The sequence below is a fragment of the Curtobacterium sp. ER1/6 genome (assembly GCF_001742745.1).
Taxonomy (GTDB): domain Bacteria; phylum Actinomycetota; class Actinomycetes; order Actinomycetales; family Microbacteriaceae; genus Curtobacterium; species Curtobacterium citri.
On sequence record NZ_MJAK01000005.1, the window covers coordinates 159440 to 179513 of the forward strand.

Sequence of the window (20074 nt, forward strand, 5' to 3'; positions counted from 1 at the left end):
CCGACGACGCCTCCCAGGGACGACCGACTACGCCCCGAGTGCGGCGTCCACGATCTCCTTGGCCTCGCGCTGGACCTGCTCCAGGTGCTCCTGCCCGACGAAGCTCTCCGCGTAGATCTTGTAGACGTCCTCGGTGCCGGACGGGCGGGCGGCGAACCACGCCTTGTCCGTGACGACCTTCACGCCGCCGACGGCCGCATCGTTGCCGGGTGCCTTCGACAGTTTCGCCGTGATCGGGTCGCCCGCGAGGGTGTCCGCGGTGATGGCGTCACCGTCGAGCTTCGACAGGCGCGCCTTCTGGTCCTTGCTCGCCGCCGCGTCCACGCGCTGGTAGACCGGGTCGCCGAAGCGCTCGGTGAGCTCGGCGTACAGCTGCGACGGGGTCTTGCCCGTGACCGCGACGATCTCGGACGCCAGCAGCGCCAGGATGATGCCGTCCTTGTCCGTGGTCCACGCCGTGCCGTCCTTGCGGAGGAACGAGGCGCCGGCGGACTCCTCGCCGCCGAAGGCCACGGAGCCGTCGATCAGGCCCGGGACGAACCACTTGAAGCCGACCGGGACCTCCCAGAGCCGACGACCGAGCGACTCGGCCACGCGGTCGATGATGCTCGACGAGACCAGCGTCTTGCCGATCGCGGCGTCGTCGCGCCACTCCGGCCGGTGTGCGTACAGGTACTCGATCGCGACGGCCAGGTAGTGGTTCGGGTTCATCAGTCCGCCGTCGGGGGTGACGATGCCGTGGCGGTCCGAGTCGGCGTCGTTGCCGGTCAGGACGTCGAAGTCGTCCTTGCGGGCGAGCACCGACGCCATCGCCGAGGGGCTCGACGGGTCCATCCGGATCTTGCCGTCCCAGTCCAGCGTCATGAACGCCCAGGTCGGGTCGACGTCGGGGTTCACCACGGTCAGGTCGAGTCCGTAGTGGTCGCGGATGCGCTCCCAGTACGGCAGCGAGGCGCCGCCGAGCGGGTCGGCGCCGATCTTCACCCCGGCGCGCTTGATCGCATCGATGTCGATGATGTCCTCGAGGTCCGACACGTACGAGCCGAGGTAGTCGTACCCCTCGGCGGACGTCTCGTCCTGGCGGCGGACGTCGGCGTTGCCACCGGCGATGATCGCGTTCGCGCGGTCGGCGATCCACGACGTGGCGTCGCTGTCGGCCGGGCCGCCGTGCGGGGGGTTGTACTTGAAGCCGCCGTCACGCGGGGGGTTGTGGCTCGGCGTGATGACGATGCCGTCGGCGGTGTCGCCGTGCTCCTCGCGGTTGTACTTGATGATCGCGTGGCTGAGCGCCGGGGTCGGCACGTAGCCGTCCTCGGCGTCGGCGAGCACGCGGACGCCGTTCGCGGCGAGGACCTGCAGTGCGGTCTGCTCGGCGGGGGCGGAGAGCGCGTGGGTGTCGCGGCCGATGAACAGCGGGCCGTCGGTGCCCTGCTCGGTGCGGTACTCGATGATCGCCTGCGTGATCGCGGCGATGTGCGTGTCGTTGAACGCGGTGTCCAGCGAGGAACCCCGGTGGCCGGAGGTGCCGAAGACCACCTTCTGCTCGGGGATCGACACGTCGGGGACGCGCTCGTGGTAGGCCGCCAGGAGGGCGTCGAGGTCGACGAGGTCGTCTGCGGTCGCGGGGGTGCCGGCGCGGTCGTTCATGGGCCCATCCTGGCACTCGGCCCCTTGTGTGTGTCGCGGCATCGCGGGGCGGCACCGGACGGCGCTACGGTCGGAGGATGGGGGAGACGGTCCGCGCGGATGCCGAGCTGTCGGCCGTGGGTTGCGCCCGGGACCGACGGATCGGCACGCCGGTCGACGGTTCGCGAGCTCGGGTCGTCCTCCGTGCTCCGGACGAGCCGCCGTACTACGAGGTGTGCACGAGCTACACCCTCGGCCGGTAGGAACGGAGACAGGCCATGGAGTACGAGACATTCGCAGCACATTTCCCGCTCGTTCGGAATCTGCTCGAAGGCGTCTTCCACCAAGGTTGGCGCTTCGACTACGACAGCCTCGAAGAACTGTACGAGGACGTCCTCGACGGAAGGGATCAAGCGGCGCGAGCGCAGCTGGCTGACCAGTTGGAGCGGTTCGCAGACGATCAGGACGAAGCGGCGGTCGACCAGATCTTCGTCGAAAGCTACACGGGTGTGGTTCCGCAACGCGATGCCGGAGTGTCCGCACGCGCGTGGTTGCTCGACTTGGCGCGCCGACTCCGAAGAAGCATCTGATGCGTCCTGTGCTCCACGAAGACTGCTCCGTGCGGGTCGTGTTGAATTTCCTGCCGGACCGATATCCTCCGGACTCGATGGTCACGTACCCGCGAGAGGACCTGGATGGGTGAGCACGAGTACTACCGGAGCGTGGCGGCTCGCGCTCCGGGCTTGAGATCGCTCTTGGCGGCTGAGTTCAACTACGACTGGGACCTCGACTGGCCGGATGTCGAGTCCGTGCTCGTCAGCGACCTCGATGAGGTATCGCGGGCCGAGAACCTCCAGTACCGCGACGAACTGAACTACCTGTTGCAGGAGCTACCGACCGACAGTGACGTCGACGGTTTCTTCAAGTTCGTGGGTACGGGCCTCTCGCCGCGGGTCGACCTCGGACAGTCAGCGCGGTCGTGGATGCTCGAACTCCGGGACCGGGCAGCACGGAATGTTCGGTCGAAAGCAGAGTGATGAGGAAGCCCGGGAAGTCCGGATGCATCGCCATCGAGGTGGGAGGGGAAGCACGACGGAACACTCGGCGCGGACCGGGGTGTCCTCCTTCCCGAGTGTCGAGCGCCCGTCGACCGCTGCGGATCTACGCAGTCCCGGGCGGGTTCACCGGGCGGGGGAAACCCTTCCGGGAACCGCAGGACCAGGAACGGCTGAACCCTTGATCGAGATGGAGAAGTTCGCTGCGGGAGTGCCGTCCTTCGCGAACTTGATGGGCGGGGCGTTCAACCAGGATTGGCGCGATGAGTGGGACACCGCAGCGGAGGTCGTCACTTCAGTTCTCGGAGAGCGCACCGACCAGCTACGGAACTTGCTGAAGGACCTTCGCCGGATCGTCCGGGTCCGTTCGGATGACGACATCGATTCGCTGCTGTTCTCGCTCGGTTCTGGGTTCTCGCCCGAGACGGACTGGGGCATGAGCCCGAAGGGTTGGGTGCAGGATCTCGAGGTGCGGCTGGAACGAGAGCTGGTTGCGCGAGGCGACGCCTGAGAGTGCCGATCGGTGCTCGGCATGTCGTTTCGTGAGTGGTTGATCGACCTCGCGCGGCGCCCCGTGAGAGTCCTTGATGCAGCACCCGAACGAGAGCACGGGATGCGTCGCGAGAACAGCCCGCGCGGTGCGGACCAGCGCCTCCTGCTTCCCCGGCGTCGACCGCGCGGCCGAGTCGGTCTCCCACACTCTCGACTGCAACCACGAGGCCCTCCGGGAATGGGTCGCGGCGGGGGCATCCAGACTCTTGCGGCGCTTCTCCGTACCGGGAGGTTGCATCGCCGATGGCTCCGGGACGTTCGCGACGGGACGACGAGCGCGAACACCGGTGAACCTGTCACCTGGCGGGGGAGGATGTCATCGGCCGAGGATGGTCGCCGAAGAACGACCCTCCTACAGTCGCGAGGGACCCGAGTTCCGAGGCTGTCGACCGCCGGCAGACAGCCTTTCCGCAGACCGAGACGAAGTGGATCACATGGAATCGTCGCCCCCGTACCCCGCCTTCGATTCGCTCATGGGGGGCGCCTTCAACCAAGACTGGAGGGACGAGTGGACTTCAGTCGACGAGGTCCTGTCGGAAGCCCCCGCCGATCATCCGGCAACTCGGAGCGCACTGCTGTCCGAACTCCTTCGGATTCGGGAAACCTGTTCGGAGGCTGACGTGGTGGACCTGTTGGAATCGATGGGGAGCGGGTTTCGGCCGGAGATCGATGCGCATCTGAATGCTCTCGGTTGGGTCGATCGTCTCGTTGACCGCATCAACGCACTCGACGCCACCCATGAGTGAACCGTCTGGCAACGGTCGAGACGCCGAGTCCTGATCGACTCGACGCTACGGTGAGTACGGCTGGATGAGATGGTGAAGTAGTGGACAGTCTCACCGTGGCTCGCAGCGCTCCGCGGATGGTCAACGTCATCGGAGGCCTCTTCTACCAGGGTTGGTACGAGGACCGTTCGGCGGACGAGACGTTGGAACTCGCCTTTGCGTACCGCCCGCTGACCGAGCGAGAAGCGATCGTGCGCGAGATCGATGGACTCCTTGCGGCTCTTCCGACGACGGAGGACGTCGGAGGCTTCTTCCTCTCCTTCAATGTCGACATCGACTTCCGACGCGATCTCGGTGGCGATGTCCGCGCCTGGCTCGAAGTTGCCCGCGGAGTCGTGCGGGGGTTCGCCTCGTGATCGGAAGTGACGGCAGGACCGCCCTGCTACGAGCAAGTACACGAGCTGCACCTTGGCGGCACCGAAGACGAAGGAATGACCTTGGGCCATCAAGCTGAGTTGCGCGAGTACCCGCTCGTCCGCAACCTCCTCGGCGCGATCTTCAACCAGGACTGGCGGGAAGACCACGACTGCGTCGAGGAGGTCTACGAGGATCTCCTTGACGGCGAGCCGCGGCACGCGCGTCTGGCGCGCGCCGAGCAGATCGAGGCGTTCGTCGCGAATCGTTCGGAGGACGAGGTCGACGACGTCTTCCGTGCGAGTGGGACGGGTCTCCGCCCGCGCTCGGACCTCGGTGTGAGCAGCCGAGAGTGGCTGCTCGCTGTGGTGCAGAGACTGCGGGCACAGCCATGAGTATCGTTGTCCGATCACACCGTCGTCAGGAACGGCTCGCGGCCTTACTCGATCCTGACGAGTTACCCGCGAGGGACGATCAATGGAAGACGAAGACTTCTACCGTGAGGTGATTCGTCGCGCTCCGAGAACGACCTCGTTGCTCGGCGTGGAATTCAACCTCGATTGGCAGTTCGATTGGCCGGATGCGGAATCGGTCCTCGTGCAGGACCTCGATGATGCTCCGCTGCGCGACAACGAGGTGCTGCAAACAGAGCTCGACTACCTCTTGAACGTGCTGGGGACCGACTCGTCGGTTGACGACTTCTTCACGTACATCGATTCGGGCCTCGATCCCCTCGCCGAGACTGGCCAAACCTCCCGTACCTGGCTCATCGGACTTCGAGACCGTGCTGCCCGCAATGTCCGAAATGGCGATCCGGTCGAGCGTGGGCAGACCGGTGAGGTCCTCTGATGGCACGTCGACCTCGGCGAAGCGGTCACCCATCGGCTCCTCATGTGGGAGTTCCCGTACAACGACGAGCCGTCGGGATGGCTCTGGGGTTGCGCACCGTCCACGCAGGCTCGGTTCCTGCGCGCACTCGAGTGGGCACAGCGTCATCCTGACGAGTGGTCGCCGCTGCTCATCCAGCATCCGGTGACGGAGCATGACCCACGGGGGCCACGACTCGACCGGTGAGCGCAGACCGGTGAGCACAGAGCGAGCGGCCGCCCGCACCGGGGACGTGGGGGGACGTTCCGGGGTGGGCGACCGCTCGCGGTCTGGGGGAGTGGCGGCTCAGGCGGTCCGGAACGACCCGGTCGCCGTACGCAGCGACCCGGTCACGGTGCGCGTCGAGGCCGTCGACGTGCTCGGACGCCGGAACTGCGTGTCCACGAAGCGCCCGAGGGCGCGGCCGCTACCGGTACCGGTGTAGCTGCCGACGGGGCGCCAGGCGGCCTCGACCGCGTAGGCACCGAGCTCGTCACGCTGTTCGAGACCGGAGACGTAGGCGCCGCCGAGGGGGTTCTGTCGGTTCTGCACGGGTGCTCCTCGTCGTCGTGCCGCGGGTCACCGGTCGTCGGACCGACGACCAGGACGCCGTCGGCTGATGACGACCACGCTACCCCGTTGTCTTGAACGATGCAAGACAACGGATCCGCATCACGCGACGAGCTCGCAGAACGTCCGACCCTCGGCCGTCCAGCTCTGGCGGGCCCGCAGCCCCGCCGTCGCCGCGTGCTCGAGCAGCGCGTCGACACCGACCTCGGCCCACGGGAAGCCCTCGCTGCGGTTGCCGTCGCCGTCCGCCACGTGCGCGGTGAACGCCCGGTCGGCCGAGCGGTCGACGTGGGTCTCGACGACGACGCGACCGCCGTCGCGGACGATCTCCGCGCAGCGGGCGAGCAGTGCGACGGGGTCGCCGCCGATGCCGATGTTGCCGTCGATCACCAGTGCGGTGTCCCACCGGCCCTCGTCGGGGATCGGGTCGAAGACCGACCCCTGCACGGCGGTGCCGCCGGAGCGTCGTGCGATGGCGACGGCCTCGTCCGACACGTCGACGCCGAGCGCCGGGATGCCGAGGGCCTGCGCCGCGACGAGCATCCGCCCCGGGCCGCAGCCGATGTCGATGACGGGGCCGTCCGCGCCGTCGAGCAGTGAGCGGTCGACCCGGTCGGCCGCGGCGCTCCAGCGACCGACGTCCATCGTGACCTCGACGTCGGGGCGCTCGGGGTCGGTCAGGCGCAGGCGGCCGTCGGTGCGCAGGGCGCGGGCGTAGGGCTCGCCGCCACCTGCGCCGAACGTGATGGTGTCGTGCATCGTCATCGGGCGCCTCCGGTCGTCGTGGTCAGGGTGGTGGGGGCCTCGGCGCGGAAGGCCGCGGCGAAGCGGGAGTCCGGGGCGAGGGCGGCCACCTGCTCGGCGTCCGCGACGGTGTCGACGTCGAGGAGGCCGGGCAGCGTGCCGACCGACAGGCCGGCGTCGGTCAGGCGGGCGAGCTGCACGGCGCCGGTGTCGTCCTGCGACATCGGGACGCCGCGGAGCAGGGCGCCGTCGGGCTCGCGCAGGTAGAGCGACCAGAAGCCGCCGTCGTCGGCCGGGCCGAACCAGGCGTCGTGGTCCGGGTCGTCGAACACCGGGGCGAGGTGCTCGGGCGTCGCCTGCGGGGTGTCCATGCCGACCAGCAGTGTCGGGCCGGTCATCGCGTCGAACATCGCACCGAGGCGCTCGTCGAGACCGCCGGCCACCTGGTGCAGCACGTCGAAGTCGTCGGTGCCCTCGGGCAGGACGACGCCGTCGTAGAGCAGGACGCGCCGCGACGCGGGGAGGGCCCGCACCGTCGCGATCGTGTCGGCGAGTGCGGCCGACGCGACGCGCGCGGCACCCTCCGGCGTCAGGGCCGGCGTGAGCCGGGTCTTGACCTTGCCGGGCAGGCACTCCTTGGCCACGACGACCACCGTGACGTCCGTCATGAACGTGCTCCTTCCGAGGACCCGGCCACGTCGCGGGCGGGACCGGGCGCGACCACGCGGAGCCGTGCCTCCCGTCCGTACTCGCGCAGCAGACGGGACATGTCGCGGACGGCGTTGACCGTGCCGCGGAGCGTGCCGGTGACCTTGCTGTCGCCGACGCGCTGGGCGTACCCGATGTCGGACTCGTCGACCCGCCAGCCGGCGGCGTGCGCGGCCAGCACCATCTCGAGCGGGTAGCCGCTGCGACGGTCCTGCAGGTCGAGCGCGACGAGGTCGGCGCGGCGCATGACGCGCATCGGGCCGAGGTCGCGGAGCCGGTAGCCGGTGGCGCGGCGCATGAGCACGGCGAGCACGCGGTTCGCGAAGCGCGCGTGCGGCGCCCAGGCACCACGCGTGGTCGGGACGCGCCGACCGAGCGCGAGGTCGGTGCGGCCGTCGGCGACGCGCGCCACGAGGGCCGGCAGCTCGGCGGGGTCCATCGAGGCGTCGGCGTCGCAGAACGCGACGTACTCGGCGGTGGCGGCGGCGACGCCGGCGGCGCACGCCGAGCCGAACCCCTTGACGGGTTCGGTGACGACGGTCGCGCCGTGCGCGCGCGCCACGTCGGCGGAGCCGTCGGTCGAGCCGTTGTCGACCACGATGGCGCGGTACCCCTCGGGCAGGCGCCCGATGACGCGGGGGAGCGCGTCCGCCTCGTCGAGGCAGGGCAGGATCACGTCGACGGTCATGGTGTCCATTCGGTGCGGTCCGTCGGATCGACGGGTGCCCGCGTCGGTCCCGCTCGCCTCGGCGGCGGCGGGGTCGTGGTCGTCGGAGGGCGGGCGGTCCATGTACTCGACGTAACACGAAGACACAGCCCGGGGTACAGGTTAGCCGTCCCCCGCCGGTCACTCCGTGCGCCCAGTGGATGCCGTGTCCCGCTTCCGGGGGACAGCCGGGAGGCCCGGATCGCCTCCGCACGACGGCGCACCCGGTCGGGTGGCCGGTCCTGGCGGGATCGTGGCGGCTCGCGCAGGCTGTGCCGAGTCTCAGCACCCAGCCGGCCGCGCGGACGCGGCCGGGAGTGCCCCGGCCGCGTCCGCGGGGTCAGCGCTGGACGGCGGCGCGCAGCGGGGCGGTCGCGAACGCGCGCATGCCCTGCTCGAAGTCCACCTGTGCCTGCCACCCGAGCTCGGCGCGGATGCGGTCCGACGACGCCGTCACGTGGCGGACGTCGCCGAGCCGGTACTCGCCGGTGACGACGGGCTGCGGCCCGTCCGGTCCGGCGATCGCCGACGCCATGTCGCCGATGGTGTGCACGACACCCGACCCGACGTTGTAGGCGCGGAAGGTCTCGGCGGGCAGTTCCGCGGTCGCGGCGATCGAGGCGACGTTCGCTCCGGCGACGTCGTCGACGTGCACGAAGTCGCGCCGCTGCCGGCCGTCCTCGAAGACCCGGGGTGCCTCGCCGCGGGCCAGCGCCGAGCGGAACAGCGAGGCGACCCCGGCGTACGGGGTGTTCGACGGCATGCCCGGTCCGTACACGTTGTGGTAGCGCAGGGCGATCGCGGTGCCGCCGGTCGCGCGGGCCCACGACGACGCCAGGTGCTCCTGCGCGACCTTCGTCTGCGCGTACACGTTGCGGGGGTCGAGCGCGGCCGACTCGTCGATGAGGCCCGGGACGAGCGCCCGCCCGTCGGGGCCGATCGGGTCGAAGCGCCCCGCGTCGAGGTCCTCGCGGCGACGGGCCGGCGGTCGCACCGGCTCGCCGTCGGCGGTCTCGTACGCGCCCTCGCCGTAGACCACCATCGAGCTCGCGACCACGAGGCGGCCGATGCCGTGCCGGTCCATGCCCGCCAGGACGTGGGCGGTACCGGCGTCGTTCGACGAGACGTAGTCGGGGGCGTCCTGGAAGTCGACCCCGAGACCGACCTTCGCCGCCTGGTGGCAGACGACGTCGACGCCGTCGAGCGCGGCCTCGAGGGCGACGCGGTCGCGGACGTCGCCGTGCACGAAGGACAGGCCCTGCTGCTCGTGGGCGCGGAGGACCTCGCCGGGGTCGCCGTGCACGTCGTCGCGCAGCGAGTCGAGGATGCGGACCTCGTGCCCCTCGGCGAGGGCGCGGCGGACGATCGTGGAGCCGATGAAGCCGGCGCCGCCGGTGACGAGCAGGCGGCTCATGCGCCGACCGCCTTGCGGAGCACGCTCTCGCTGGCGTCCGAGGGCACGAGCTCGCGGGGCGTCCAGTCGTCGGGCAGTGCGGCGACGACGTCACCGATGGCGCGCACGATGACCTCGTTGGCGCGGGCAAGGCGCTCCATGACGGCGGCATGGGTGACCGGGGCCTCGGCGGGTGCGGTGTCGTCTGCGCTGGGTGCCAGGCCGGCGTCGGCGTCGGTGACGTACGACAGGTTGACGGTGCCGATGCCGAGCTCCGCGGCGAGCGGGACCTCGGGCGTCATCGTCATGTTGATCGTGTGGCCGCCGGCCTCGCGCATCCACACCGACTCGGCGCGGGTCGAGAAGCGCGGGCCCTGGATCACGACGCACGTACCGGTCGGACGGAACGGCACGTCGAGCGCGGCGATGGCGTCGATCGCGGCGCGGCGGAGCACCGGGTCGAAGGGGTCCGCGAAGGACAGGTGCTGCACCTGGTCCTCGAAGAAGGTGTCGGCGCGACCCCACGTGCGGTCGATCAGCTGGTCGGTCACGACGAACGTGCCCGGCGCGTAGTCCGGGTGCAGGCCGCCCACGGCGCTCGACGAGACGATCGCACGGACGCCGAGCGAGCGGAGCGCCCAGACGTTCGCACGGTGGTTGATCAGGTGCGGCGCGACCGAGTGCTCGCGGCCGTGCCGGGTGAGGAACGCCACGCGCTTGCCCGACATCGTGCCGACCGTGATCGGGCTGGAGGTCGGACCGAACGGGGTCGCGACGTCGATCTCGTCGGCCGTGCCCTCCTCGAAGAGGCGGTAGAGGCCGGAGCCCCCGATCACCCCGATGCGAGCGGTCGTTCCGTCCACGGGCGGTTCGGTCGTGGTCACGTGGTCCTCCACAGGTCCTTCAGGATGTCCTCGGCGCGTGGTGCGCCCTGGATACGCTACTGACGCCCCTCCGGAAGTGACCGGGAGCGGGCATTCCCACGGGTTCGGAGGCACGGGTGCGCACGATCGGTCAGCATCGCGACGAGGTCGCCGCGCTCCTCGCACCCGCGCTCGCGCAGCGTGGTGCGGAGACGGTCGCGATCGACACCCTGGCGGACGGCGTCGGCGCCGGTCGGGGCCACCGTGTCCTCGCCGCCGCGGTGACGGCGCCCGTGCCGTTGCCCGTGTTCGACAACAGTCAGATGGACGGGTTCGCCGTACGCGCCGCCGAGTCCGGTCGGTCCGTCCGGGTGGTGGACCCGATCCCCGCCGGTGCCGTCCCCGTGCCGCTGGCCCCGGGGACCGCGGCGCCGATCATGACCGGTGCGCGCATCCCCGACGGTGCCGACGCGGTCGTGCCGGTCGAGGAGACCGCCCCGGGCGCGTTCCCCGCGGCCCTGGCGCTCGCCGAGCTCACCGTGCCGGACGGCACGACCACGGGCACCTTCGTCCGGACCGTCGGCAGCGACGTGCGGCGCGGAGCGGAGCTCGCCCCGGCGGGTGCCCCCGTGACGCCGGCGCTGCTCGGGACGCTCGCCGCCGCCGGCATCGACGTGGTCGACGTGGTGCGGCCCGTGCGCGTGCTCGTCGTCTCGACGGGCAGCGAGCTGGCGGACGGTCGTGTCGGGCGCGGCGGTGCCGGGGGCGGTGGAGCGGGTGCGATGATCCGCGACGCGAACGGCGTCGCCCTGCGGGCCGCCCTGGCCGAGGTCGCTGCCGCGGCGCGGACCGTCCGGCTCACCGACGACGTCGACGCCTTCCTGCCCGCGCTCGAGGACGCCGTGGGGGAGTGGGCCGACCTCGTGCTCACCACCGGCGGGATCAGCGCCGGGGCGTACGAGGTCGTGCGCCAGACGCTCGAGCCGCTCGGCCTCGCCGTCACCCCGGTCGCGATGCAGCCCGGCGGCCCGCAGGCGCTCGGCCGGCTCCCGCTCGCCGGACGCCGGGTGCCCGTCGTCGCGTTCCCCGGAAACCCCGTCTCGGCGCTCGTCTCGTTCGAGGTGTTCCTGCGGCCGGTGCTCGCAGCGGTCGTCGGCGCTCCCGACCGGGCGGCGCAGGAGTTCCCCGCGGCGGAGTCGGCGACGTCGCCGATCGCCAAGCACCAGGTGCGCCGCGGCATGGTCGTCGACGACCGTGTGCACTTCGTCGGCGGACCGAGCTCCCACCTGCTCGGGCACCTCGCCGCCGCGACCCACCTCGTCCACGTCCCGGTCGGTACCGACACCGTCGAGCCCGGGGACCCGCTGACCGTCTGGAGCCTGCGATGACCGACGACCACGCTGCCGAGCCGTTTGGCGCCGACCTGACCGGCGCTGACCTCTCCCACGTCCGGTCCGACGGGTCCGCGCACATGGTGGACGTGTCCGACAAGGACGTCACCGCGCGCAGCGCCACGGCCACCGCCACCCTGGTGACCCGGGCCGACGTGGTCGCGCGGATCATCGACGGGTCGCTGCCGAAGGGCGAGGTCATCGGCACCGCCCGGATCGCGGCGATCATGGCGGTGAAGAAGACGTCCGATCTCGTGCCGCTGTGCCACCCGCTGCCGATCGCGGGCGTCGAGGTCGACATCACCGGGGCGGGCGACCGCGTGCACATCGAGGTCGCCGTCCGGACCACCTCGCGCACCGGCGTCGAGATGGAGGCGCTGACCGGCGCGAGCGTCGCCGCCCTGACCGTGTACGACATGGTGAAGGCCGTCGACCGTGCGGCCGTGATCACGGACGTCCGGGTGCTCGAGAAGCACGGCGGACGCTCCGGGGACTGGAGCGCTCGATGACGTCCGAACCGACCAGGGGCCGCGCCGGCGTGGTCGTCGTGTCCACGCAGGCGGCGACGGACGCCTCGCTCGACAGCACCGGCCCGACGATCGCCGCCTGGCTCCGCGAGCGGGGCTTCACGGTCGCCGAGCCGACGATCGTGCCGGACGGCGGTGCGATCGCCGAGACCGTCACCGCCGAGCTGCTCGCCGACGCGAGGGTCGTCGTGACCACGGGCGGGACCGGCGTCACCCCGACGGACCGGACGCCCGAGGCCGTCGCGCCCCTCATCGACCTGGAGCTCCCGGGTCTCGTGGAGGAGATCCGCCGGCGGGGCCTCGCCGGTGCCGGCCCGACGGCGCTCCTCAGCCGTGGTGTCGCGGGCATCGCCGGCGGCCGCACGCTCGTGCTGACCCTGCCCGGTTCCCGTGGCGGGGTGGCCGACGGGCTCGCGGTGCTCGACGGCGTGCTCGACCACGTCCTCGCGCAGCTGCACGGCGCCGGGCACGCACCCCGGAGCGCGTCGTGAGCGGGGAACGCGTCGTCATCGCCGACGTGGTGGACCGGGTCATCACCGTCGACGAGGTCTCGGACGCCGTCGCCACCGACCGCGACGGCGCGGTCGTGACCTTCGCCGGGGTCGTCCGCGACCACGACGACGGCAAGGGCGTGACCGCACTCGACTACGAGCGGCACCCGAGCGCCGGCGACGTGATCGCCGAGGTCGCCCGGTCGATCGCCGTCGACCACCCCGAGGTCCGCATCGCCGTGCTGCACCGCGTCGGCGCGCTCGGCATCGGGGACGTGGCGCTCGCCGCCGCCGTGTCTTCGCCGCACCGGGCGGAGGCGTTCGCGGCGTGTGCAGCCCTGATCGACCTGGTGAAGGAGCGCACGCCGATCTGGAAGCGCCAGGAGTTCACGGACGGCACGGACGAGTGGGTGGCTGCGCTGTGATGCAGTACGGCGTCGTGCCGACCGGCGGTGGCCGTTGAGCGACACTGTGGCGGCAGCCGAGCACCGGTGGGACCTCGCCGAGCAGCGCGCTCGACTCGTGCTGCGACGGTTCGCGGCGGGGCGAGGGCCTCGTCCCGCTCGACGGGCCCTGCTCGTGTCCGTCAGTGTCGTCGTCGAGCTGGCACTGCTCGTCACCGCGGTCGTGCTGCCGCCGGACGCGCCCGTCCGGTGGCTGCTCGCCACCGTGGTGGCATCCGTGGCACTGATCGTGTTCATCGCATCGGTGATCGTGGCGGTCCGCCGACGCGGGACCCCGGATCGACAGCCGGTCATCGGATCGCTCTCAGCGCGGGAGCAGCGCGCCGTCAAGCGAGTCGTCCGTGGTCGCGGAACCGCTCCCGACGACCGGCGCACCGTGGTCCGCGCAGCCGCGGTGCAGATGGCGGCGGCCGACGGACTGCCCGGCCTGTACGCGTACCCGGTCCTCTGGAGCGCGCTGGCAGCGTCCGGAGTGAGCTCCTTGTCGGTCCTGTACCTCCTCCCGGCCGTGGCCGCGGTCGGGAGTCTCGTCGGCACCGCCCGTGACGCAGCGCTGGCCCGACGTCTGCTCGCCGACGAACCCGCGACCGGCCCTGGCAGCTGTGGAGCCCCGCAGGAGACCGACGCAGGATCGTGATCCCGGCACCCGTTCAGGGCGTGGTCCCGCACTCGGCGGATCCATAGACTCCCGAACATGAGCGTTCTGCTGTACGGCGCGGGGATCGTGCTGCTCGTCTTCGCCCTGATCGACATCATCACGAGGGGCGACGACCAGGTCCGTGGGCTCCCGAAGTTCGCCTGGATCCTCATCTGCATCTTCCTGCCCCTGGTCGGCAGCATCGTGTGGTTCGCCGTCGGGCACGACTGGAGCGCGAACGACCGGAACCACGGCCGGTACATCGAGCCGAACCGCCACGAGGACCGGTACGCCAGCATCGGCCACGCCCGCGCGGCGCACGGCGACAAGCGCGTGAACGGCACCGAGCAGGAGCTCGCCGAGCTCGAGCGGGAGATCGAGTACTGGGAGGCCCAGGCGCGGCTGCGCCGTGCGAAGGAGGCCGCCGGCGAGGGCGACCCGACCGCGGGCAGCTGATGCGGCGCGACCCGGACGACCCGATCTCCGACGCGACGTGGGAGACCGTGGCCGAGACCATCGCCGGACGGCCACTCCCCGCGGTGCGTCGGCGTCGGCAGCAGTGGCGGGTGGTCCTGGTCGTCCTGGTGATGGTCGCCATCGTCGGTGGCGTCTTCGTCGGCGTGTGGTCCGGACCCGAGATCGACCTGCACACCGAGCCGCGGGACGGCGCCTGGGGCACGGTGGGCGCCGTGTGCCTGGTCGCGTCCCTCGTGGCCTGGGTCGCCGCGATCGTCTGGCTGCTCCGCCGCGACGCGTTCCCACCGCTCGGGAACGACCCGACATCTGGCCTTCGGGCGCGCGAGCGACGAGCGATCGACCGGATGGCACGCGGTGTCACCGCACGGCCTGACGGACGGACGGACGTGTTGCGCGCCGTGGCGGAGCGGCGACGGCGGGACACCACGGTCAGCGTGGCGTTGGCGCCCGGCTTCCTGCTCCTCTGGTGCGGGAACCTGTTGACGACCACCTGGTCGACGTTGACCGCGGTCCAGGCCGTCGCGCTGGTCTTCTTCGCGGTCGTCCTCGCCCTGGCGCTGCGGTGGCGGGCGCAGTACCGGGCCTTCGTCGAGCGCAACCCGCCCCGCGCCGAGCGCGAGCCGGAGCCCGCGGGCTGAGCCGCGCCTCCCGGCCGGGCCGAGAGCGGCCGTCCTGCGGTCGCGCACAACGCGGAGCACCTCGCGCCACGGAACTCCGTGGCGCGACGTGCTGACGCTTGTTCGAGAGCGCAGCGCACCACGGACCAGCCGAACGCGCCAACGGACGCTCGGCCCCCACAGCACCCCCGGGCGGTACCCGCACCCCGCCGCGCCGCCTACCCTTGACGGGTGGCTCATCTCCTCGGCGCCGAGAACGTGCATCTCGAGTTCCCCACCCGTGTCGTCTTCGACAGCGTCACCCTCGGCCTCGACGAGGGTGACCGCATCGGCGTCGTCGGCCGGAACGGCGACGGCAAGTCGACCCTGCTCGCGTTGCTGGCCCAGCGCCTCGAACCGGACGCGGGCCGCGTCACGCACCGCCGCGGGCTGACCGTCGGGTACCTCGACCAGCGCGACGTCCTGCCCGCGGGCGCGACCGTCGGCAGCATCGTCGTCGGCGAGCTCGAGGAGCACGAGTGGGCCGGCGACCCGAAGATCCGCGACGTCATCGGCGGGCTCGTGTCGGACATCCCCTGGGACGCCGTCGTCGACGACCTGTCCGGCGGGCAGCGCCGCCGGATCGCACTCGCGAAGCTGCTCGTCGGTGACTGGGACGTGCTGTTCCTCGACGAGCCAACGAACCACCTCGACGTCGAGGGCATCCAGTGGCTCGCCGACCACATCAACCGCCGGTGGTCGTCGAACCAGGGCGGCATGGTGGTCGTCACGCACGACCGGTGGTTCCTCGACGCGGTGTCGACCGACACGTGGGAGGTGCACGACGGCGTCGTCGAGCCCTTCGAGGGCGGCTACGCGGCGTACATCCTGCAGCGCGTCGAGCGTGACCGGCAGGCGGCCACCATCGAGCAGCGCCGCCAGAACCTCGCCCGCAAGGAGCTCGCCTGGCTCCGCCGCGGCGCACCGGCCCGCACGAGCAAGCCGAAGTTCCGCATCGACGCCGCGAACGCGCTCATCGACGACGTCCCGCCGATCCGCGACACCGTCGCGCTGTCGCAGACGGCGACCGCGCGACTGGGCAAGGACGTCGTCGACCTGCTCGACATCGGCGTCTCGTTCGGCGACGCCGTGATCCTGCGCGACGTCGAGTGGCGCATCGCGCCGGGGGAGCGCACCGGCATCCTCGGCCCGAACGGCGCGGGCAAGTCGACGCTCCTCAACCTGGTGTCCGGCAAGCTCCAGCCGACGAGCGGCCGCGTCAAGACGGGCAAGACCGTGCAGGTCGCCGTGCTCGACCAGCAGCTCGCCGACCTCGCGCAGTTCGCGGACGACCGCGTCCGCGAGGTCGTCGCCCGCAAGAAGACGAGCTACGTCGCCGACGGCAAGGAGATGACGCCGTCACAGTTGCTCGAGCGGCTCGGCTTCACGTCGGAGCAGCTGTCGACGCCCGTCAAGGACCTGTCCGGCGGGCAGAAGCGACGGCTGCAGCTCATGCTCATCCTGCTCGACGAGCCGAACGTGCTCATCCTCGACGAGCCCACGAACGACCTCGACACCGACATGCTCGCCGCGATGGAGGACCTGCTCGACACCTGGCCGGGCACCCTGCTCGTCGTCTCGCACGACCGGTACCTGCTCGAGCGCGTCACCGACCAGCAGTACGCCGTGCTCGGCGGGCACCTCCGGCACCTGCCCGGCGGGGTCGACGAGTACATGCGACTGCGTGCGTCGGGTTCCGTCCCGCAGACGGCTGCTGCGGCTGCCGCCGCGACGGCCGGGAGGCCCGACACCGTCGGCGGGACCGGCTCGGCCGGTCCCGTGGCCGGGTCAACCGCAGCCCCCGCCTCCTCGCTCTCGGGTGCGGACCGGCGGACGGCCGAGAAGGAGATGTCGGCGCTCGACCGGAAGATCGCGAAGGTCGGCGCGGACCGCAAGAAGCTGCTCGACGCGTTCGCCGCGCACGACCAGTCCGACTACGCCGGGCTCGGGGCGCTGCAGACGCAGCTCGCCGGGCTCGAGGCCGAGGTCGAGCAGCTCGAGGAGCGGTGGCTCGAGGTGGCGGAGCTGCTCGGGGTGTAGTCGGGCCGGGTCTGGTGGTCGAGCGGCGTGGTCAGGCGCCGTGACCCGGGTCGCCGGGTCGCCGGGTCGATCCGGGCACACCTCGTCGTTCCGGGCGTACCCGGTCGTCCGTTCCCGCCGGGTACGCCCGAAGCGGCTTGGTACCGCAGGCGTTCTGGGAAGGAACGAGCCGCGCCTCCTGGAAGAGGAACGAGGTGGCGGAGCGGCTCGGGGCGCCGTCGGCTCCAGCCGCGTGGTCAGGCGCCGTCGCAGCCGAACTCGTTCCTCTCGTGGTCATCGCCGACGCCGACTCCGAAGGCCGACCGCTCCACGACCGTGCGGAGTCGGCCGAGGCGGTCCACTTCGGTGACGGTGACGCCTCGGACGTACCCGGCCTGCCGATCACGGTCGAGCACCATCCGGCCCGTGACGTCGAGGTGACCCCGCGCCGGGACGACGACTCCGCTGTCGACCGCCACCGTGCGGCCGTACTCCGGTGGTCGGGTGTCGTCCTCGGTGACGATCAGCCCGGGTGCGTCGGTGGCAGGGTCCGACGCCACTGCGAGGTGCTCGAGTCGGACGCCGTGGACGGTGGCGACGCGGACGGAGCGGACGCGGACGTCGTGGCCGGAATCGTTGACGAGGTCGGCCATGAACCACGACGCTGCGTCGGTCGTGCCGTCGGGGTAGGTGCCGCTCACGCAGGCACCCGAGAACTCTGCCGAGAGACCCGCGCTGGGCGAGGTCTCGACCACGAGCCCCGCGGCGAGGACCAGTGCCCCGATGACGCTCGCTCCGACGATGGCCCGCCCCTTGTCCATGCCGCAAACGTAGGGGAGTCAGTGCCCGCCGCGCGCCCCCTCTTCGCGTGCGGTGGTCGGCACATCCGCGGCGGTGTCGTGGTCGGGCCGCACCTCGGCCGGATCCCCCTCGCCGGGGTTCGCCACGACCTCCCACAGGTGGCCGTCCGGGTCCTGGAAGAAGCCGGACCACATGCCCCACGGGCGCGTGTACGGCTCGGCCGACATCGTCGCGCCGGCTGCGCGTGCGCGGTCGAGGAACGCCTGCGCTGCCGCCTGCGACGGCTCGAAGTGCCCGATCGTCGTGCTCGGCGCGGTCGCCAGGTCGACGCCGGAGTCCTTCCGCATGTCCTCGCGGCCGTACACGCTGACGATCAGGCCGTCGTCGAGGGTGAACATCGCGGTGGTGCCGCCCGCCGCGGTCTCGGTCGCGGGGTACTCGGTGCCGATGATCCCGCTGCCCTCGATGCCGAGCAGGGCGCGGTAGAAGGCTGCCGATCGTCCGACGTCGGCCACGGCGAGGGTGATCGCGTGCATGCCGCGCACGCTACGCCGGGCCGGCGACCCTCAGTCGCCGAGACCGAGGATGAGACGACGGAGCAGCGCGGCGAGCTGGCCCTGCTCGTCGTCGGACACCCCGGTCAGGATCGCCCGCTCGGCGCTGAGCAGGTCGGCGATCGCCGCGTCGACGGCCGCGCGCCCGCTCGCCGTCAGCGACACGAGGATGCCGCGGCCGTCCCGCGGGTCGGTCCGGCGGCTGACGAGTCCGCGTGACGCCAGTCGGTCCACCCGGTTCGTCATGGTGCCGCTCGACACCAGGGTCTGCTGCAGCAGCGTCTTCGGGCTGAGCTCGTACGGCTCGCCCGCACGCCGGAGCGCCGACAGGACGTCGAACTCCCACGGTTCGACGTCGCTGGCGTCGAACGCGGCCCGGCGGGCCCGGTCGAGGTGCCGTGCGAGGCGGTCGACGCGCGACAGGACCTCGAGCGGACCGAAGTCCAGGTCGCCGCGCTCCCGGCCCCACGCCGTGACGATCCGGTCGACCTCGTCCTGCTGCGGCATCCCTCCATCTTGGCCGATGCGGTGCCGCGCGGCCAGCCTCGGATGGTCCCGAGGATCAATGCGTCGTGCGCAGCGCAGAGCGTACGAGCGAAGCTCCATCCGCGAGCAGGCGTCGGCAGTCATCGCGGGTCAGGTGCCGCAGCGCTCCTCCGGAAGCGTGCTCGAGCGAGCCAACGTCCCACAGCCGAACGTCGACCGCACGGCTGAGGACTAGGTCGAGCGCGACCCGCATGGGCTGCGGCAACATGGGGTGGCGGAGAGCGGTAGTCCGGGAGTAGGCGCGATTGAACGCAAGGCCGCGTTCGTCGATCACCCGGTCCTCGCCTCCAGCCAGAGCGAGGAGCAGTGCGTCAACGGTCTCAAGCAATTCAGCCTTCGCCTCTGACACTCGTCGATGTGTGCTCCAGAGGCTCCTCACCAGGGCGGTGGCCCCGGCGAGGACGACCGTCGCGAAGACCGCCGTCGTTCCGAGACCCGCTTCCGCTGCGACGAAGATCGCCGCCGCTCCGTACGCGACCGCGACGAGACTGGTCACGAGCACGGGGAACAGGACGCTCCCACGTCTGAAACTCACGACGCCGGAGTACTCGGGCGCTCTTGACTGTGCAGTCGTGAACACCATTGCGAGCGACATGAACGCGAGCAACGTGCTGATCGCGACGGTGGTGGGTGCGGACGGAGCTTCGTCTCCAAACCAGAAGCGTTGAGGTCCACCCGGGACCACCGCCGCGAGCGTCCAGGCGCCGAACACGCCGAAGAAGACCGCCAGGACACCGCTCGACCAGAAGAACAAGACAAGGATGCCGTCGAGAACCGAGAGCGTTCGTCGCCACTGGGCAGCCGGAACACCGGCGACCGCGCAGTAGGAACCCAACACGACGAGCACCGCAGTGACCGGAACGGTCAACAGGCTTGCGAGGGAGGGCGTCGTCAGCGCCGTCGAGAGGAGCGCGATGGACACCACCACCTCGGCCACGCCGACCACGGCGGCGGCGGTGCGAACCACCTGAGGGTGGTTCGGCCGACGAGCGCGATCTGGTGTCACGACCAGGTCGACGACCTGCGGGAAGGTGGGTACAGGTCTATGCGAGGACGGCCGTCGCCCCGAGACGGTGAACATGCCGGAACTGTACGAGGCGCGACTGAAAGGGCCGGGCATGGGAGGATGGAGGGGCATCCCATCGGGGTGCGTTCCGCCTTGGTGTAACGGCAGCACGACGGCCTTTGGTGCCGTTAGGTCCGGGTTCGAATCCTGGAGGCGGAGCGGTCGTCGGTCCTCCTCGACCCTGACCTCCTCGACTGAGCCTGTCGGTAGCGACGTCCGCTT

26 protein-coding genes and 1 tRNA gene are annotated in these 20074 nt (G+C 71.3%); 16 read left to right on the forward strand and 11 right to left on the reverse strand.

Annotated features, from left to right (window positions below; all coding sequences use genetic code 11):
* Positions 1–27: 27 nt before the first annotated feature.
* Entirely contained in the window at positions 28–1647 is a 1620-nt protein-coding gene (gene pgm / locus Cus16_RS09865; RefSeq protein ID WP_069712490.1) for a phosphoglucomutase (alpha-D-glucose-1,6-bisphosphate-dependent), read from the reverse strand.
* Positions 1648–1904: 257 nt separating this feature from the next.
* Between pgm and Cus16_RS09870 the strand changes: the two genes are divergently transcribed.
* From Cus16_RS09870 to Cus16_RS09900, 7 genes are all read left to right on the forward strand, one after another.
* Complete coding sequence (locus tag Cus16_RS09870; RefSeq protein WP_069712491.1) at positions 1905–2216, forward strand: contact-dependent growth inhibition system immunity protein; 312 nt, start codon at positions 1905–1907, stop codon at positions 2214–2216.
* Positions 2217–2321: 105 nt separating this feature from the next.
* Positions 2322–2663 carry a contact-dependent growth inhibition system immunity protein gene (locus Cus16_RS09875; protein ID WP_069712492.1) on the forward strand — a complete coding sequence of 114 codons (342 nt, stop codon included), beginning with the start codon at positions 2322–2324 and terminating at the stop codon, positions 2661–2663.
* 208 nt (positions 2664–2871) lie between these two features.
* On the forward strand, positions 2872–3192 hold the full coding sequence (locus Cus16_RS09880; protein ID WP_223246585.1) for a contact-dependent growth inhibition system immunity protein: 321 nt from the start codon (positions 2872–2874) through the stop codon (positions 3190–3192).
* Between the two features lie 475 nt (positions 3193–3667).
* Positions 3668–3979 carry a contact-dependent growth inhibition system immunity protein gene (locus Cus16_RS09885; RefSeq protein ID WP_223246579.1) on the forward strand — a complete coding sequence of 104 codons (312 nt, stop codon included), beginning with the start codon at positions 3668–3670 and terminating at the stop codon, positions 3977–3979.
* 80 nt (positions 3980–4059) lie between these two features.
* Positions 4060–4374: a hypothetical protein gene (locus Cus16_RS09890; RefSeq protein WP_069712495.1), complete on the forward strand. Its 315-nt coding sequence runs from the start codon at positions 4060–4062 to the stop codon at positions 4372–4374.
* Between the two features lie 6 nt (positions 4375–4380).
* Entirely contained in the window at positions 4381–4767 is a 387-nt protein-coding gene (locus Cus16_RS16670) for a contact-dependent growth inhibition system immunity protein (RefSeq protein WP_189319571.1), read from the forward strand.
* Between the two features lie 82 nt (positions 4768–4849).
* On the forward strand, positions 4850–5221 hold the full coding sequence (locus tag Cus16_RS09900) for a hypothetical protein (RefSeq protein ID WP_069712497.1): 372 nt from the start codon (positions 4850–4852) through the stop codon (positions 5219–5221).
* A 324-nt stretch (positions 5222–5545) separates the two neighbouring features.
* Here Cus16_RS09900 and Cus16_RS09905 read toward each other — a convergent pair whose 3' ends face one another.
* The 6 genes from Cus16_RS09905 to Cus16_RS09930 all read right to left on the reverse strand — a co-directional run bounded on the left by Cus16_RS09905 (position 5546) and on the right by Cus16_RS09930 (position 10244).
* Positions 5546–5791 (reverse strand): hypothetical protein, encoded by a 246-nt coding sequence (locus Cus16_RS09905; RefSeq protein WP_069712498.1) that lies wholly within the window; start codon positions 5789–5791, stop codon positions 5546–5548.
* A 120-nt stretch (positions 5792–5911) separates the two neighbouring features.
* Entirely contained in the window at positions 5912–6574 is a 663-nt protein-coding gene (locus Cus16_RS09910; protein ID WP_069712499.1) for a class I SAM-dependent methyltransferase, read from the reverse strand.
* Positions 6571–7221 (reverse strand): DUF2064 domain-containing protein, encoded by a 651-nt coding sequence (locus Cus16_RS09915; protein WP_069712500.1) that lies wholly within the window; start codon positions 7219–7221, stop codon positions 6571–6573. The genes Cus16_RS09910 and Cus16_RS09915 overlap by 4 nt, the downstream gene beginning before the upstream one ends.
* Positions 7218–7958, reverse strand: a complete 741-nt coding sequence (locus tag Cus16_RS09920) for a glycosyltransferase family 2 protein (protein ID WP_069712585.1) — start codon at positions 7956–7958, stop codon at positions 7218–7220. Before Cus16_RS09920 ends, Cus16_RS09915 begins: the two co-directional genes overlap by 4 nt.
* A 349-nt stretch (positions 7959–8307) precedes the next feature.
* A complete protein-coding gene (locus tag Cus16_RS09925) occupies positions 8308–9381 on the reverse strand; it encodes an NAD-dependent epimerase/dehydratase family protein (protein ID WP_069712501.1) in 1074 nt (357 codons plus the stop codon).
* Positions 9378–10244 (reverse strand): MTAP family purine nucleoside phosphorylase, encoded by an 867-nt coding sequence (locus tag Cus16_RS09930; RefSeq protein ID WP_223246580.1) that lies wholly within the window; start codon positions 10242–10244, stop codon positions 9378–9380. Before Cus16_RS09930 ends, Cus16_RS09925 begins: the two co-directional genes overlap by 4 nt.
* Before the next feature lie 116 nt (positions 10245–10360).
* Here Cus16_RS09930 and Cus16_RS09935 point away from each other — a divergent pair, with 116 nt between their 5' ends.
* The 8 genes from Cus16_RS09935 to Cus16_RS09970 all read left to right on the forward strand — a co-directional run bounded on the left by Cus16_RS09935 (position 10361) and on the right by Cus16_RS09970 (position 16906).
* Complete coding sequence (locus Cus16_RS09935; RefSeq protein WP_223246581.1) at positions 10361–11611, forward strand: molybdopterin molybdotransferase MoeA; 1251 nt, start codon at positions 10361–10363, stop codon at positions 11609–11611.
* Positions 11608–12123 carry a cyclic pyranopterin monophosphate synthase MoaC gene (gene moaC / locus Cus16_RS09940; protein WP_069712503.1) on the forward strand — a complete coding sequence of 172 codons (516 nt, stop codon included), beginning with the start codon at positions 11608–11610 and terminating at the stop codon, positions 12121–12123. Before Cus16_RS09935 ends, moaC begins: the two co-directional genes overlap by 4 nt.
* A complete protein-coding gene (locus Cus16_RS09945; RefSeq protein ID WP_069712504.1) occupies positions 12120–12632 on the forward strand; it encodes a molybdenum cofactor biosynthesis protein B in 513 nt (170 codons plus the stop codon). Before moaC ends, Cus16_RS09945 begins: the two co-directional genes overlap by 4 nt.
* Entirely contained in the window at positions 12629–13057 is a 429-nt protein-coding gene (locus Cus16_RS09950) for a molybdenum cofactor biosynthesis protein MoaE (protein ID WP_069712505.1), read from the forward strand. The genes Cus16_RS09945 and Cus16_RS09950 overlap by 4 nt, the downstream gene beginning before the upstream one ends.
* Before the next feature lie 34 nt (positions 13058–13091).
* Positions 13092–13733 (forward strand): hypothetical protein, encoded by a 642-nt coding sequence (locus Cus16_RS09955; RefSeq protein WP_141718922.1) that lies wholly within the window; start codon positions 13092–13094, stop codon positions 13731–13733.
* 57 nt (positions 13734–13790) lie between these two features.
* A complete protein-coding gene (locus Cus16_RS09960; protein WP_069712507.1) occupies positions 13791–14189 on the forward strand; it encodes a PLD nuclease N-terminal domain-containing protein in 399 nt (132 codons plus the stop codon).
* Positions 14189–14848 carry a hypothetical protein gene (locus Cus16_RS09965; protein ID WP_069712508.1) on the forward strand — a complete coding sequence of 220 codons (660 nt, stop codon included), beginning with the start codon at positions 14189–14191 and terminating at the stop codon, positions 14846–14848. The genes Cus16_RS09960 and Cus16_RS09965 overlap by 1 nt, the downstream gene beginning before the upstream one ends.
* Positions 14849–15058: 210 nt before the next feature.
* Positions 15059–16906, forward strand: coding sequence for an ABC-F family ATP-binding cassette domain-containing protein (locus Cus16_RS09970; RefSeq protein WP_069712509.1), 1848 nt, complete (start codon positions 15059–15061; stop codon positions 16904–16906).
* 236 nt (positions 16907–17142) lie between these two features.
* Here the strand turns inward: Cus16_RS09970 and Cus16_RS09975 are convergent, their stop codons facing one another.
* The 4 genes from Cus16_RS09975 to Cus16_RS09990 are packed head-to-tail and all read right to left on the reverse strand — an operon-like array spanning position 17143 to position 19867.
* Positions 17143–17706: a hypothetical protein gene (locus Cus16_RS09975; RefSeq protein WP_069712510.1), complete on the reverse strand. Its 564-nt coding sequence runs from the start codon at positions 17704–17706 to the stop codon at positions 17143–17145.
* Between the two features lie 18 nt (positions 17707–17724).
* Positions 17725–18222: a VOC family protein gene (locus Cus16_RS09980; RefSeq protein ID WP_069712511.1), complete on the reverse strand. Its 498-nt coding sequence runs from the start codon at positions 18220–18222 to the stop codon at positions 17725–17727.
* 30 nt (positions 18223–18252) lie between these two features.
* A complete protein-coding gene (locus tag Cus16_RS09985; RefSeq protein WP_069712512.1) occupies positions 18253–18747 on the reverse strand; it encodes a MarR family winged helix-turn-helix transcriptional regulator in 495 nt (164 codons plus the stop codon).
* A 55-nt stretch (positions 18748–18802) separates the two neighbouring features.
* Positions 18803–19867 (reverse strand): hypothetical protein, encoded by a 1065-nt coding sequence (locus Cus16_RS09990; RefSeq protein ID WP_141718923.1) that lies wholly within the window; start codon positions 19865–19867, stop codon positions 18803–18805.
* A gap of 72 nt (positions 19868–19939) precedes the next feature.
* Here Cus16_RS09990 and Cus16_RS09995 point away from each other — a divergent pair.
* Positions 19940–20011, forward strand: a tRNA-Gln gene (locus tag Cus16_RS09995).
* Positions 20012–20074 lie beyond the last annotated feature (63 nt).

Excerpts from the sequence above, each read along its gene's own strand:
- pgm (WP_069712490.1), bottom strand. The coding sequence starts at position 1,647 with ATGAACGACCGCGCCGGCACCCCCGCGACCGCAGACGACCTCGTCGAC.
- Cus16_RS09870 (WP_069712491.1), top strand. The coding sequence starts at position 1,905 with ATGGAGTACGAGACATTCGCAGCACATTTCCCGCTCGTTCGGAATCTG.
- Cus16_RS09875 (WP_069712492.1), top strand. The coding sequence starts at position 2,322 with ATGGGTGAGCACGAGTACTACCGGAGCGTGGCGGCTCGCGCTCCGGGC.
- Cus16_RS09880 (WP_223246585.1), top strand. The coding sequence starts at position 2,872 with ATGGAGAAGTTCGCTGCGGGAGTGCCGTCCTTCGCGAACTTGATGGGC.
- Cus16_RS09885 (WP_223246579.1), top strand. The coding sequence starts at position 3,668 with ATGGAATCGTCGCCCCCGTACCCCGCCTTCGATTCGCTCATGGGGGGC.
- Cus16_RS09900 (WP_069712497.1), top strand. The coding sequence starts at position 4,850 with ATGGAAGACGAAGACTTCTACCGTGAGGTGATTCGTCGCGCTCCGAGA.
- Cus16_RS09910 (WP_069712499.1), bottom strand. The coding sequence starts at position 6,574 with ATGACGATGCACGACACCATCACGTTCGGCGCAGGTGGCGGCGAGCCC.
- Cus16_RS09915 (WP_069712500.1), bottom strand. The coding sequence starts at position 7,221 with ATGACGGACGTCACGGTGGTCGTCGTGGCCAAGGAGTGCCTGCCCGGC.
- Cus16_RS09920 (WP_069712585.1), bottom strand. The coding sequence starts at position 7,958 with ATGGACACCATGACCGTCGACGTGATCCTGCCCTGCCTCGACGAGGCG.
- Cus16_RS09925 (WP_069712501.1), bottom strand. The coding sequence starts at position 9,381 with ATGAGCCGCCTGCTCGTCACCGGCGGCGCCGGCTTCATCGGCTCCACG.
- moaC (WP_069712503.1), top strand. The coding sequence starts at position 11,608 with ATGACCGACGACCACGCTGCCGAGCCGTTTGGCGCCGACCTGACCGGC.
- Cus16_RS09945 (WP_069712504.1), top strand. The coding sequence starts at position 12,120 with ATGACGTCCGAACCGACCAGGGGCCGCGCCGGCGTGGTCGTCGTGTCC.
- Cus16_RS09960 (WP_069712507.1), top strand. The coding sequence starts at position 13,791 with ATGAGCGTTCTGCTGTACGGCGCGGGGATCGTGCTGCTCGTCTTCGCC.
- Cus16_RS09965 (WP_069712508.1), top strand. The coding sequence starts at position 14,189 with ATGCGGCGCGACCCGGACGACCCGATCTCCGACGCGACGTGGGAGACC.
- Cus16_RS09975 (WP_069712510.1), bottom strand. The coding sequence starts at position 17,706 with ATGGACAAGGGGCGGGCCATCGTCGGAGCGAGCGTCATCGGGGCACTG.
- Cus16_RS09980 (WP_069712511.1), bottom strand. The coding sequence starts at position 18,222 with ATGCACGCGATCACCCTCGCCGTGGCCGACGTCGGACGATCGGCAGCC.
- Cus16_RS09985 (WP_069712512.1), bottom strand. The coding sequence starts at position 18,747 with ATGCCGCAGCAGGACGAGGTCGACCGGATCGTCACGGCGTGGGGCCGG.
- Cus16_RS09990 (WP_141718923.1), bottom strand. The coding sequence starts at position 19,867 with ATGTTCACCGTCTCGGGGCGACGGCCGTCCTCGCATAGACCTGTACCC.